Genomic DNA, 13503 nt, shown 5'->3' with positions numbered 1-13503 from the left:
CCTTTATTTCAGTCGTTGCACATAGACGGCCCGTGCCGGGTCGTACCATGTGCGGGAAAATTCAATGGGGGCCGCAGCGTCTGACCAGCTCAGGCGTTCGATGTAGCCAACGGTATCGCCGGGACGGGGGGCGTAGGCGTCCGGTGCCCAATCAGGCACGGGGCCCAGTGACACACGGTCTTCGGCCCGCTGGATCCACAGACCCAATTCCTTGCGATAGGTGGCGTAAAGGGATTCGGACATGGTGGCTTGGGACACGATTCCCGCATCCGCATCCAGCCAGATTTCTTCCACGCCCATGATTGTGTCATTCAGGGACCGCAACCTGCGGATCCGGGTGGCCTGACCAGAGGTGCCGAAGTCAGGCAGGTCAGGTGCCTTGTCCATCAGGTCCACAGACAGCACCTGGGCCCGCGGCAGGCCGCCACCTTCGAGCAATTCCAGGCGAAACATCGCATAGACGGTACCCGTATCGCCACTGGCCCGGATGTAGTTGCCCGAGCCCTGAACACTTTCGATCAGGCCCTTTTCGCCCATGTCCCGCAGGGCCTTGCGCAATGTGCCCACACTTATGCCCAGCTCTGATGCCATGTCGCGTTCGGGCGGCAGCCGTTCCCCATCAATCAGCCGGCCGGCCACGATGTCGCGGGTCAGAAGCTCGGCGATCTGCACGTAGATCGGCAGAGAGTGGGGGGATTGTTGGGCGCGTGTCACGTGGCGTCAGAACAGATGGATGTGGAAATTGATACACCATTGATCTACATCAATGACAATGTTACGCAAGTGCCAAGTTACTCAGATGAAAGACCGCAGATGACCGTCGTTCCGATCACCTCCCCCGACCTTGATGCGGCCGAGGTGTCCTGGTTTTCCGCTCTTTGTTCGGACGACTACCAGTTCCTTGGTGTGCCGGATGGCGACTTGCGGTCAAGCTGGGCGCATTGCTCGGACATCGTGAAAGAGGCCGAGACGCAGGGGTTTCGCAACATCCTGTGCCCCTCGTCCTACCAAGTGGGTCAGGACACGCTGTCTTTCGTGGCGGGCTGTGCCCCCATCACGTCCAAGATCAACCTGCTGGCGGCGGTGCGCTGTGGCGAGATGCAGCCGATCATGCTGGCCCGCACCATTGCCACGCTCGACCACATGCTTGAGGGGCGACTGACGGTGAACATCATTTCGTCCGATTTCCCGGGCGAGAAAGCCGAGAGTGACTATCGGTACCAACGTTCGCGCGAGGTCGTTGAAATCCTGAAACAAGCGTGGACGCGGGACGAAATCAACTACGAGGGCGAGGTCTATAACTTCAAAGGGCTCACCACCGATCCGGTGCGCCCCTACCAGACGGGCGGCCCGCTTCTTTATTTCGGGGGCTACTCGCCGTCAGCCCTCGAGCTGTGCGGCCAGCATTGCGACGTCTACCTCATGTGGCCCGAACCCGTGGAGAACCTGAAGGGGCGGATGCGCGATGTGAATGCGGTGGCCGAGAAATATGACCGCACGCTGGACTATGGCCTGCGCGTCCACATGATCGTGCGCGATACCGAAGCCGAGGCCCGTGAATACGCTGATTTCATCGTGTCGAAGCTGGATGATGAATATGGACAGTTGATCCGAGACCGCGCGCTTGATTCCACATCGCTGGGCGTGTCGCATCAGGCCAAGGCCCGCGAATTGGCCGACAAGTTCGGTTATGTTGAACCCAATCTCTGGACCGGTGTGGGCCGGGCGCGGTCGGGCTGTGGGGCAGCCCTTGTTGGGTCGACGGATCAGGTCATGTCGAAGATCGAAGAGTACCAGAACATGGGCATTCGCGCCTTCATCTTCTCTGGCTACCCCCATATCGACGAGGCGAAACACTTTGGTGCGCGCGTCATGCCGCACTTGAAAACCTGTTCGTTGCCCCATGCTTACGGACGTGTCCCCGCGGGGACACCTGCAACCCCACTCGCCGCAGGAGAGCGCCGCTAATGGATCGCGTCCACCTATCCGATACCCTGAATTTTTCTCGCATTGTCTACGGCATGTGGCGTCTGGCCGATGACAGCGACACGTCCACCACGCATGTGCAGGCCAAGATCCACGCCTGCCTTGATCAGGGGATAACCACCTTTGACCAGGCTGACATCTACGGCGGTTACGTGGCCGAAGCGGTGCTGGGCGAGGCCCTGAAGGCCGACACCGGCCTGCGGTCAAAGATGGAGATCGTGACCAAATGCGACATCGTGGCCCCGGTGGGGCGCTATGCCGATGCACCGGTCAAGTATTACGACACCTCCCGCGCGCACATCATGCAGAGCATCGAGAACTCGCTCCGGGACATGGCGATTGACCATATCGACCTTCTGCTGATCCATCGGCCCGATCCGCTCATGGATCACCATGAAACCGGGGCTGCGCTGGACGAGGCGGTTGCGTCGGGCAAGGTAGGCGCTGTGGGCGTGTCGAACTTCCGTCCCTGGGACTGGGAACTGCTGCAATCGGGTATGAAGACCGAGCTGGTCACCAACCAGATCGAAATTTCCTTAAGCGAAATCAACCCCTTCACCAATGGCGATCTGGCCTTCCACCAGAAACACGGCCAGCCGTTGATGGCATGGTCGCCCCTGGGTGGCGGGGGCCTGATGACAGGCAATGACAAGCTGCACAGCGTCATGGACGAATTGGCAAAAGCCCACGGTGTGGACCGCGCGGCGATCGCGACGGCGTTCCTGCTGGCGCACCCCGCACGCATCATCCCGGTCATGGGCACCAACAACATCGACCGGATCAAGAACATCGGTGCTGCCACCAAGGTATCGCTCGACCGACCCACATGGTTCCGTCTGTACGAGGCGGCCCTAGGACACGAGGTAGCCTGATGACAATGCAAAGCCCGAACCAACCCACAACGTTTTCGCCCGACGCAGACAGCAGCCGCCAACTGCGCGACGCGTTTGGAAAGTTTGCCACCGGCATCACCGTGATCACCGCCCCAAGCGTCGACGGCCCGGTCGCCATTGTGGCCAATAGCTTTTCGTCCGTGTCGCTGGATCCGGCCCTTGTGTTGTGGTCCGTGGACCGAAGCGCCCGCCGCTTTCCATATTTCGAGGCGGCTGATCATTATGCCATCCATGTGCTGGCCGCTGAACAGCAGGATGTCTGCACACTTGCTGCGCGTGACGCGCACATGCTGAACGATCACCCCCATCTGCTGAACGCGGACGGAGTTCCGTTGATTGATCATTGCCTTGCGCGGTTCGAATGCCGCAAGGTGGCAGCACATGATGCGGGTGACCACGTCATTATCGTGGGCCAGGTCCAGCGCACCGAAATGCGCGACGGCCAGCCGCTCACGTTCTTTGCCGGCCAGTACGGCAGCCTGCGCGACTAGGGCAGGCCAAGACCCGCCCGCGGGGTTAAAGCGGAAAATGGGCCACGGTGGACTAACCGCCGGGCGACCGCAAAGGGAGGGCCCTTCATGGGTCTATTACTGACGGTGCTTGCGCCGATCAGCTGGGTGAATGGCGCTCTGCTCAAGATAGGGCGTGCCATTGGCATCGCTGCGATTGCGGCGATGGTCATTGCGATCCTGATTCAGGTCGTGGCCCGCTATCTATTCAACAATGCTCTGCCCTGGCCGGACGAGGCCGCGCGCTTCTGCATGCTGTGGATGACGGGGCTGATGGCCCCTACGGCCTTTCGGCGCGGCGGGTTTGTGGCGCTTGATATGATCTCCGGCGTTTTGCCGCGGGCCATGGCCGCAATCCTCGGGCTGGTCCTGCTGCTGATTTCCATTTCGATCCTGCTGGTTGCTTTGCCTATCGGTATCTCGGAAGTGACCGGCTTTGGCGGCCGCTTTGCGACCGCGTCTCTTTATCTGCCTACCTTTGATGGCTGGTTCCGTGTGCCGCGCAGTTGGATGATGCTGTCACTGTTGGTGGGCGTCATCCTTCTGCTGATGGTCAATATCGAACTGATCCTACGCAAGCTGATCGAATTGATGGGCGGCGGGGACCGCTTGCCGGATCTCGATCTGGGCGACATGGCCGCGGGGAGCGAATGATATGCTGATCTGGTTCCTTCCGCTGTTCCTGCTGTTCCTGATGATCGGCCTGCCGGTCTTTTTTGGTCTGCTCGCCGCGCCCGGTATCCTGCTGTATCTGAACGGCCAGGAACGCGACATCACGCTGCTGTACCGCAATGTTTACAACGGGATGGACAGCTTTCCGCTGATGGCAATCCCGTTCTTCATGCTGGCGGGCGAATTGATGAACAAGGGCGGGATCACGATCCGCCTTGTCCAGTTTTCCCAAGCGCTCATGGGCCACTTGCGCGGCGGACTTGCGCAGGTGAACGTCCTGTCGTCGATCCTGTTCGCGGGCCTGTCGGGCTCGGCCGTGGCCGACACATCCGCTCTGGGCTCCATGCTTGTCCCCGCGATGGAGAAAGAGGGATATACCCGCCGCTACGCTGCTGCGATCACGGCGGCGAGTTCTGTCATCGGACCGATCATCCCGCCCTCGGGCATCATGATTATCTATGCGTATGTGATGGGCGAAAGCGTTGCCGCCCTGTTCCTTGCCGGCATCGTGCCCGGCGTGTTGGTGGGCATTGGCCTGATGGTGATGATCCGGGTCACGGCAGACCGTTACGACCTGCCCGCCGCGCACAAGGTCAAGTTCGACGGAGTCGAGCTGAGCCCGACAGAACGCTGGGTGTCCTGGGCGCTGGTGCGGCTGAACATCGGCCTGCTGATCTGGGCGTTCCTGCCATTGGGCGACACATCCGCGCTGATCACGTGGGGCACGTTTGCGGGTGCGGTTGTGGTGGCGCACGCCCTTATGCTGGCCCTCAGAACGCTAGTCAGCAATGAATTCCGCACCATCTGCAAACGGGCCATCGTGCCGCTGCAAACGCCGGTTCTGATCCTTGGTGGCATCCTGGGCGGCGTGTTCACCCCGACAGAGGCGGCGGCGGTTGCCGTGGCCTATGCCGTGTTTGTCGCCTTCTTTGTCCTGCGCACCATGCGGCTTGCGGACCTGCCCGAAATCCTCAGCCGAGCGGGGCTGACCTCTGCCGTGGTCCTGCTGTTGGTGGGTGCGGCGCTGGCGTTCAAGACGGTTGTATCGCTCAGCTATGCGCCGCAGATCCTTGCCGATTTCATCCTGACGCTGTCGGAAAACCCCCTGGTGCTGCTGTTCCTGATCAACATCCTTTTGTTCATCGTGGGCATGTTCCTGGATGCGGGGCCGGCCATCATCATCCTGGGGCCGATCCTGGGACCCATCTTTGTCGATCTGGGTGTTGATCCGATCCACTTTGCCATCATCATGTCGGTGAACCTGACCGTGGGGCTGGCAACGCCCCCCATGGGGCTTGTCCTTTTCGTGGCGGCCGCCGTCAGTCGCGAGAAGGTCGAAACCATCGCCAGGGCGATCCTGCCCTTCCTTGCCATCGAAGTCGCGGTGATCTTCCTGATCACCTATGTGCCCGCCATTTCCATGACCATTCCCCGCCTGACGGGGTTTGCAAACTAATCCAGAGCTTTGAACCGGGAGGACCTACCATAATGCTCAAAACAACCCTCAAAACCCTGACCGCTGCCGCGCTTGTCGCGGGGTCTGCGATCATGGCACAAGCGCAGGATTACACGATCCGTGCGACCGCCAACTCGAACACCAACGACGAAGATTATGACGGTCTGGTCGTGTTCAAAAACTACGTCGAGGCAGCCTCGAACGGTGCCATCGCGGTCGAGCTGTTCATCGGAACACAGCTGTGCTCGAACGGTGCAGAATGCCTGCAAGGCGTGGCCGATGGCTCGATCGATGTGTACATCTCCACCTCGGGCGGTGCCTCGGGCATCTTCCCGTATGTGCAGGTTCTTGATCTGCCGTACCTGATGGCAGATGACCGCATTGCTGAACATGTGCTGCAAGGTGACTTTGTGCGTACCATGCGCGACATGGCGCTGGAAGATTCCGGTGGCGCGATCCGCCTGATGACCGTGGGCAACACTGGCGGCTGGCGCAACTTTGCGAACACGCAGCGCCGCGTGGCCGAACCGTCGGACATGGATGGGTTGAAAATCCGTACCGTGGTTGCCGACCTGCCGCAGGAACTGGTCAAGGCGCTGGGCGCTTCGCCAACCCCGATCCCGTGGCCCGAGCTGTTTACCTCGTTCCAGACGGGCGTTGTTGAAGGGTCGAAAAACGGCATCACCGACATCATGGGCATGAAATTCCCCGATGCAGGTCTGCAATATGTCACGCTGGACGGGCATGCCTACATGGGCGCGCTGTGGTGGATGAACAACGAAAAGTTCCTGGGCATGCCAGAAGACATGCGCCGCGTTGTTGTGGACGGCTTCTATGCGCTGCAACAAGCGACATTTGCATCGCCCAAGCGCAAGTCGATCCAGGCCTACGAAGACTTTGTGGCCGGTGGCGGTGACCTGTATGTGCCGACACCCGAACAGAAGGCTGCATTCGCCGAAGCCGCAGCACCTGTCAGCGACTGGTTCGTGGCAAACGTCGCCCGTGGCGATGAAATCCTTGCCGCGTTGACCGAAGCCGTTGCGGCGGCTGAGGCCGATGTGAATGCATCGCGTGCTGCTGACCTGAACTGATCAGACCCCGCGTCTGACGATGTGGCCGTCCCGTTGCGGGGCGGCCATTTTTTGTGCCCGACTTGATAGCCCCAGATATCACGTTTCGTCGCTGCGATACGGTCCCGGATCGCGCGGTGCCGGAACTGACAAAACCCCAGTCAGCGGCCCGAAACGCAGGCAAGAATGTGGAATCGGTTCCCAAAGCGCTGTGACACAACAAAACGGACAAGAAATGGTGGTCCGGGCAGGGTGCCAGGGTCGCGTAACAGTGGCGCACACACGCTTTGGTGCAATGGATGCGGACCGTGGGCAAGCGGGTGATCTGCATCAGCGAATTGGCCAAGGCGTAGCGCGGGCAAGCGCGTGGGAACAAATGCACGATGTGATCGAACACAGATTGGTGCCACACCATGTTGAAATGGCGCGCGAGCGGAATGGCATGCCATTGGTCGATTTTCGGGGCGGCGATTCTGCCAAGACCGTGAAATATGCGCATTGGAGCGGCCAATTGCGCGAGGTGCACACATCGCCGCGCGACGATTATCACACGATCTGCTTTCACGAATCCGGAGCCTCTGTCCGCCGCAGCGACATGGAGTCCGTCCTGACCCCCGGCATGGCATTTCTGCAGGCGGCCGAAGACGAGGCCGTGTTCAACAGCGACGGGCAATTGAATTATTCCCACCTCTACCTGCCGGTGAGTACGCTGCAGGATCTGGTGAATGACATCGATTCACGGCCGGCACATAACGCCGTCGTCCCTGTCGAATTTGGCTGCCGAGAGGCCGAGTTTACCCGGACACTCGCCGACAGCATCGCGCTGATTCGCGACGCCCCAAGCCCATCGGCAATCGAGTTTGACGAGTGGACGGTGGATATCGGGATGGCGTTGCTGCGCTACGTGACCCGGCTTGAGGACGATGCGCTGGTGGGTCGGGCACGGTCCTCTTTGAACCCCGCACAAATGAGCCGTGTCGTGGATTTCATTGAGGCCAAGATCGCAACGCGGATCACCCTGGCTGATCTGGCAGAGATGTGTGGCATCAGTCAATTCCGTTTCATGCGCGCGTTCAAGGCCGAAACCGGCTTTAATCCGCATCAATACGTGATCGAACGGCGCGTGGCGCGGGCCAAGAGCCTGTTGCAGGACAGCGAGGATTCGATTGCGGACATCGCCTATGATATCGGGTTTTCCAGTCAGGCGCACATGACGGACGTATTCCGCAAACGGGTTGGGGCAACGCCGGGGCAGTTTCGCCGCATCATGCGAGAGTGACGGGACGTTCCGGCGCCTCGGCACACCACGGGCCGAACACGCGGACCTGCGCAAAAACTATCCGTGATTGATGGCCCGCATGCCCTTGCGGTTCAACCGCTACGGGGCAAAGCTGGGACCGCCGCAAATTTGCATCAGAGGTGTCACATGACCCAAGCAGACAAAGCCGCAGCGTTCGCAGCGCTGCACGTGCCCGGTACGCCGGTCGTTCTTTACAACATCTGGGATGCGGGTTCGGCCCGGGCCGTTACGGATGCGGGTGCAAGGGCCGTCGCGACCGGCAGTTGGTCCGTGGCCGAAGCACAGGGATTTGCAGATGGTGAAAAGCTCCCTCTTGATATCCTGTTGGCCACGGCTGACCGCATCGTTGCGTCAACCGACCTGCCGGTCAGCATTGACTTTGAAGGGGGGTATGCCGTCGGCCCTGCGGCGTTGGCCGCAAACATCGAACGGTTGATCGGGACGGGGGCGGTTGGCCTGAATTTCGAGGATCAGATCGTCGGGGGCAGTGGTCTGCACCCGGTCGACATTCAAGTGGCACGGATCAAAGCCATTCGAGCCGCCGCAGATGCCGCGAACGTGCCGCTTTTCATCAACGCGCGCACGGACCTGTTTCTGAAATCGAAACCGGATATGCACGCGGGTCTTGTGGACGAGGCTATGGACCGCGCCACCGCATATACAGAGGCCGGCGCCAGCGGGTTTTTCATTCCGGGCCTCACGGATCACGACTTGATCGCGCGGATCTGTGATCAGGTGTCCTTGCCCGTCAACGTGATGATGCGGGGCAAGCTTGCCTCCGTGTCCGCGGTTGCAGCGCTTGGGGTGGCCCGCGCAAGCTACGGGCCGGGTCCGTTCGCAAACGCGATGCAACAGCTTGGCGATGGGTTTACCGCCGCCGCCGCAAGTTAGGCGGCAACCACGGGTTGGGCAGGGCCGTCTTTGCCCTTCCCAACTGCGCATGCCGGTGCCAAACTCAGCGAAATGGATACATCCACACCTTGTAGTCAGCGACCAGAATATGCGCCCGATCAATCTCGTCCTGCGTCATCTTCTTGACCACCTCTTCCAGCGAAATCGCGGCGTCAGGATCGCCGCCAATGGCGCTGAGGGTGTACCACATATAGGCACGCACAAGATCCGGGGCGGGCATGCCGCGCCCGACCTCGTAATACCAGCCGACACCGCTTTGCGCACCCGGGTGCCCCTTCATGGACGACCGCAGGTACCACTCGAACGCGCGTTCATCATCGCGGTCAACGCCCAGTCCCAAAGCATACATCACGCCAATCAGTTCTTCGGCATCGGCGTTGCCCGATCGCGCGGCAGGCCACAGGGCGTCATAGGCGGCTTCATACGCTCCGGCCTCCATCAGGTCGCGCGCTTCCTCGATCTCGGCAAGGGCGGGCATGGCCAGAAAACAAAGGGCTATGGCAAGTTTTCGCATGTCATCCTCCTGGCCGCGTCTCCGGTCTTTGCCGATGCTCCGCCGCGGCCTCTGGTTCCGGATGATTTCATCGCGGCGGACCCGGCGCAAGCCAAGCTTGGCCAACTTCTGTTCTATGATCGCATCTTGTCGGGCAACCGCAATATCGCCTGTTCAACCTGCCATCATCCCGATCTTGGCACAGGTGACGGGTTGAGCCTGGGCATCGGCGAGGGCGGCGACGGGCTGGGCCCGCAGCGGACCGCGGGGACGGGGGAGTCGCGCATCCGTAAGCGCATTCCACGCAATGCGCCGGGGTTGTGGAATCTGGGTGCCAAGGACCTGCACACCATTTTTCACGATGGACGCCTGAGTATCGCCGACACGTACGAAAACGGCTTCAACTCGCCGGCCGAAGAATGGTTGCCTGATGGCCTCGACAATCTGTTGGCCGCCCAAGCCATCTTTCCGCTGGTGGCCCAGTTCGAAATGGCGGGCAACCCGAAGGAAAACGAAGTTGCCGGCGCCATTCATCAGCGTATGGACTATGCCTGGCCGATCCTTGCGGACCGCATTCGCCACATTCCGGCCTATGCCGAAGGGTTCGCAGGCGCGTTTGACCATATCGACACGGCCAAGGATATCACCATTGCGGACATCGCAAATGCGCTGAGCGCCTTCATGATCTGGGAATGGACCAGCACCGACAGCCCGTTCGACGCCTATCTGGCAGGCGATAGCCAGGCGTTAAGCGCTTCTCAGAAACAGGGGATGGACTTGTTCTATGGCAAGGCTGCATGCGGCACGTGTCATAGCGGACCATTGATGACGGATCAGGCCTTTCACGCGCTCGGCCTGCCGCCGTTCGGGCCTGGGCGCACCCGCCGTTTTGACCCGATGGTGCGGGATGTGGGCCGTATGGGGGAAAGCGATGCGCTCGAAGACGCATACGCATTCAAAACGCCGATGCTGCGCAATGTGGCCTTGACGGGTCCGTATGGACACAACGGGGCGTTCCCGACCCTCGAAGGTATTGTGCGGCATCACCTGGACCCTCTGGCATCGCTGGAACGCTGGACGCCGGACATTGCGGCGTTGCCCGCCGCGCCATGGTTGGAAGCGATTGACTTCATGGCGTGGCAGGACAGCCGCGAAATGGCACGGCAACGCGCTGCGGTGCGGATCCGGCCAACGACGCTGAGCGATGCGGAAGTCGATCAGATTGTTGCGTTTCTGCACGCGCTCACGGGCGAAACGGCGCAGCAGGACCGGTTGGGCGTCCCCGCGTCGGTGCCCAGCGGCCTGCCGGTGGATCCCCGGATCGATCCCTAGCGACCTTTCCAGACCGGATCGCGTTTTTCTGCAAATGCGCGCGCGCCCTCCAGCTGGTCTTCCGAGTTATAGAGGCGTTCGATCGTGGGCAATTGGCTGGTCGTGATGCGGTTCAGCGCATCCTGAAACTTCGCGTCCTCGGCATCCCGGACAACTTCCTTGATTGCTGCGTAAACCAGTGGCGGGCCAGAGGCGATCAGTCGGGCCACGTCACGTGCCCGGTCCAAAAGTGTCCCCGCGGGGACAACTTCGTTCACAAGGCCCCAACGGTGCGCTTCCTCGGCGTCGAACCAGCGCCCCGTGAGCAGAAGTTCCATCGCGATGTGATATGGTATGCGTTTGGGCAGTTTGATGCTGGCCGCATCCGCCACCGTGCCCGACCGGATTTCGGGCAGGGCAAAGGTCGCGTGGTCGGCCGCTAGGATCATGTCGGCGCTCAATGCAAGTTCCAATCCGCCACCACAGGCAATTCCGTTGACCGCCGCGATCACCGGCTTGTTGAGCCCTGGCAATTCCTGCAATCCGCCAAATCCGCCGACCCCGTAGTCGCCATCAACCGCGTCCCCGTCCGCCGCCGCCTTGAGGTCCCACCCGGGCGAGAAGAACTTGTCGCCAGCGCCGGTAATGATCGCGACACGCAGGTCGGGGTCGTCGCGAAAGGCCTTGAAAGTCTCGCCCATGATCCGGCTCGTGGCCAGGTCGATGGCATTGGCCTTGGGGCGGTTTAGGGTGACTTCGAGAATCGCACCGTCGCGATGCGTTTTGATGGGGGTCATGCGGTCAGGCCTTTCGTATCAGCGCGTCAACGGCGACGGCGCGGGTGGGGGTGCAGATTAGCGGGTTCACTTCAACCTCGCTGACGGCATCGGCGTTCGCAAGAACATAGGCCTGGACCGCCAGAATTGCGTCGATCAGGGCAGATCTGTCGACAGAGGCGGCGCCGCGGTACCCTGCCAGCACCGGCGCGCAGCGCAATTTGCCCAACGCCACAACAATGTCCTGATCCGTCGCGGGCAATAACATTGACGCAGTGTCCTGCAGGAGTTCGGTCAGGGTGCCACCGGCACCAAGGGTCAGCACGAACCCGTGGGCCGGATCGCGCACCACCCCGATCAACAGTTCGGCCACACCGTCCGTTATCATCTCTTCGATCAGAATACCGTCCGTCCCAATACTTTGGGCGGTGTCTTGCGCGTGATCGGGATCGACATTCAGGCACACCGCGCCGCTGTCGGTCTTGTGGGTCAATCCGACCCCTTTCAACGCGAGAGGTGCGGAAAACGCCGCCGCTGCCGTGCCAACCCTGTCGCGTTCGACCGTACAATTCTTCGGCACCGTCAGACCATGTGCCGCAAGCTGTGCCTTTGCGGATGCTTCGGTCAGCGCTACGTTGTCGTCCCCTGTTCCGGGCAAACACACAGGTTCGGGATGCGGCGGACCTACGGTGCGGGCAGCATCGATTGCGGCCAACGCTTCGCGCAATCCGAAGAAGGGGATCACGCCCCCTTGGGCGAGTGTTTGCGCGGTGTCCCGGGGCATAAGTTCGGGCAAGGACGCCACCACCCCAAAAGGAGCCTTGGTCGTGTCGTGTGCGGTCAGCGCCGCCTGAACGGTGCAGGCCCAGTCGGTTGCGTCGGTGGTGGGGTAATCGACGATTGCAAGGGTCATCCCGATGGCATCTCCGGTCATCGCCGCCCACGCGCGGGCCATCCGGTTCGTGTCACCCCAGATATAAGTGTGATAATCCAGAGGGTTGGCAAGTGCGACCATGGGGCCAAGCGCCTCGCGCAAGGCCTGTTCCTGGGGGGCGGTCAGCGCAGGGAAGTGCAACCCGGTGCCCAGTGCCATGTCGGCAACAAGGCTTGCTTCGCCCCCTGAACAGCTGATCGAGGCGATACCGGGTCCGCGCACCGGGCCGTGCATGTGCAACAGTTTCAGCGTTTCCAGGAAGTCCGGCAACGCACCGACCCGCGCAATGCCCAGGCGTTTGAGAAAGGCCTGCGCGCCAATGTCGGACCCGGCAAGCGAGGCCGTGTGCGACACAGCCGCGTGCCGGGCCTGGTCCGAGGCGCCGACCTTGAGCGCAACCAGCGGCACGCCATGGTCATGGGCCTTCGCGGCCAGGGTTTCCCAGGCGCGCAGGTCCTGAAAACCCTCGATGTGGAGCCCGATGGCGGTCACGCGGGGGTCGTCCAGCAGCGCCAGGGCCAGTTCGGCCTGGCCGGTCTGGGCCATGTTGCCACAGGTGATGGCATAGGCGATGGGCAGCGCCCGTTGTTGCATCGTCAGGTTGATCGCGATGTTGGAACTCTGGGTCAGGATGGCAACACCACGTGCCACCGGAGTGCACCCGTGCTGGTCAGGCCACAGCAGTGCCTGATCAACGGCATTGATGAACCCATAGCAATTGGGTCCAAGGATTGGCATGTCGCCAGCCGCAGACACCAAGGACGCTTGCAAGGTCGCGGCATGGCCGTCTTCTGCCCCCGCCTCGGAAAAGCCCGAGGCAAAGCACACGGCACCGCCCGCGCCGATGCGCGCCAAATCCGCCACGACGTCCACGCTTGCTGTTCGGTTCACGCCGACAAAGGCGGCATCAGGCGCGTATGGCAGGTCCGCAATCGACGGAAAGGCCCCATGCCCGGCGATGGCTGGCCTGGTCGGATGAACCGGCCAGATGGCACCGTCAAAGCCAAATCTTTCCGCCTGTTCCACAACCGACCTGCACCAGACCCCGCCCCCGACGACGGCGATGGACTTGGGTCGCAACAGTCGGGACAGATCCCGGTTTCCTGTTTCAACAGGGTTCCGCGGCGTGCCGGGTCGCTGTGATGGGCTGCCGAACATGCGCCCGGTCCGTGGGGCGGCCCCTTTGTCCGT

The 13503-nt window shown here is 61.5% G+C and carries 13 protein-coding genes; 9 read left to right on the top strand and 4 right to left on the bottom strand.

Annotation, left to right across the window (positions count from 1 at the left end):
• Nucleotides 1–3 precede the first annotated feature (3 nt).
• Nucleotides 4–714 carry a GntR family transcriptional regulator gene (locus tag Q0844_RS08715; RefSeq protein WP_299043962.1) on the bottom strand — a complete coding sequence of 237 codons (711 nt, stop codon included), beginning with the start codon at nt 712–714 and terminating at the stop codon, nt 4–6.
• A 99-nt stretch (nt 715–813) separates the two neighbouring features.
• On the opposite strand from Q0844_RS08715, the gene Q0844_RS08710 reads away from it, so the two are divergent.
• From Q0844_RS08710 to Q0844_RS08675, 8 genes are all read left to right on the top strand, one after another.
• Nucleotides 814–1968, top strand: a complete 1155-nt coding sequence (locus Q0844_RS08710; protein WP_299043961.1) for an LLM class flavin-dependent oxidoreductase — start codon at nt 814–816, stop codon at nt 1966–1968.
• Nucleotides 1968–2858 (top strand): aldo/keto reductase, encoded by an 891-nt coding sequence (locus Q0844_RS08705; RefSeq protein ID WP_299043959.1) that lies wholly within the window; start codon nt 1968–1970, stop codon nt 2856–2858. The genes Q0844_RS08710 and Q0844_RS08705 overlap by 1 nt, the downstream gene beginning before the upstream one ends.
• Entirely contained in the window at nt 2858–3370 is a 513-nt protein-coding gene (locus Q0844_RS08700) for a flavin reductase family protein (RefSeq protein WP_366522987.1), read from the top strand. Before Q0844_RS08705 ends, Q0844_RS08700 begins: the two co-directional genes overlap by 1 nt.
• Nucleotides 3371–3457: 87 nt before the next feature.
• Nucleotides 3458–4042, top strand: coding sequence for a TRAP transporter small permease (locus tag Q0844_RS08695; protein ID WP_299043957.1), 585 nt, complete (start codon nt 3458–3460; stop codon nt 4040–4042).
• Nucleotide 4043: 1 nt separating this feature from the next.
• The gene (locus Q0844_RS08690; RefSeq protein WP_299043955.1) at nt 4044–5516 is read left to right on the top strand and encodes a TRAP transporter large permease; all 1473 of its coding nucleotides are present in this window, start codon (nt 4044–4046) and stop codon (nt 5514–5516) included.
• Nucleotides 5517–5548: 32 nt separating this feature from the next.
• Nucleotides 5549–6607: a TRAP transporter substrate-binding protein DctP gene (gene dctP / locus Q0844_RS08685; RefSeq protein WP_299043954.1), complete on the top strand. Its 1059-nt coding sequence runs from the start codon at nt 5549–5551 to the stop codon at nt 6605–6607.
• A 355-nt stretch (nt 6608–6962) separates the two neighbouring features.
• Complete coding sequence (locus Q0844_RS08680) at nt 6963–7865, top strand: AraC family transcriptional regulator (RefSeq protein WP_299043952.1); 903 nt, start codon at nt 6963–6965, stop codon at nt 7863–7865.
• Nucleotides 7866–8012: 147 nt separating this feature from the next.
• Nucleotides 8013–8777, top strand: coding sequence for an isocitrate lyase/phosphoenolpyruvate mutase family protein (locus tag Q0844_RS08675; RefSeq protein ID WP_299043951.1), 765 nt, complete (start codon nt 8013–8015; stop codon nt 8775–8777).
• 64 nt (nt 8778–8841) lie between these two features.
• On the opposite strand, the gene Q0844_RS08670 is transcribed toward Q0844_RS08675, so the two are convergent.
• Nucleotides 8842–9312, bottom strand: a complete 471-nt coding sequence (locus Q0844_RS08670; RefSeq protein ID WP_299043949.1) for a tetratricopeptide repeat protein — start codon at nt 9310–9312, stop codon at nt 8842–8844.
• 3 nt (nt 9313–9315) lie between these two features.
• Between Q0844_RS08670 and Q0844_RS08665 the strand changes: the two genes are divergently transcribed.
• A complete protein-coding gene (locus tag Q0844_RS08665; RefSeq protein ID WP_366523001.1) occupies nt 9316–10623 on the top strand; it encodes a cytochrome c peroxidase in 1308 nt (435 codons plus the stop codon).
• Here the strand turns inward: Q0844_RS08665 and Q0844_RS08660 are convergent.
• Entirely contained in the window at nt 10620–11399 is a 780-nt protein-coding gene (locus tag Q0844_RS08660) for a carnitinyl-CoA dehydratase (protein WP_299043948.1), read from the bottom strand. The genes Q0844_RS08665 and Q0844_RS08660 overlap by 4 nt on opposite strands.
• Before the next feature lie 4 nt (nt 11400–11403).
• Nucleotides 11404–13470, bottom strand: a complete 2067-nt coding sequence (locus Q0844_RS08655; RefSeq protein WP_299043946.1) for an acetate--CoA ligase family protein — start codon at nt 13468–13470, stop codon at nt 11404–11406.
• Nucleotides 13471–13503 lie beyond the last annotated feature (33 nt).

Origin of the sequence: uncultured Tateyamaria sp., assembly GCF_947503465.1 — a bacterium.
Classification (GTDB): domain Bacteria; phylum Pseudomonadota; class Alphaproteobacteria; order Rhodobacterales; family Rhodobacteraceae; genus Tateyamaria.
This window is presented reverse-complemented; position numbering and strand designations above follow the sequence as displayed.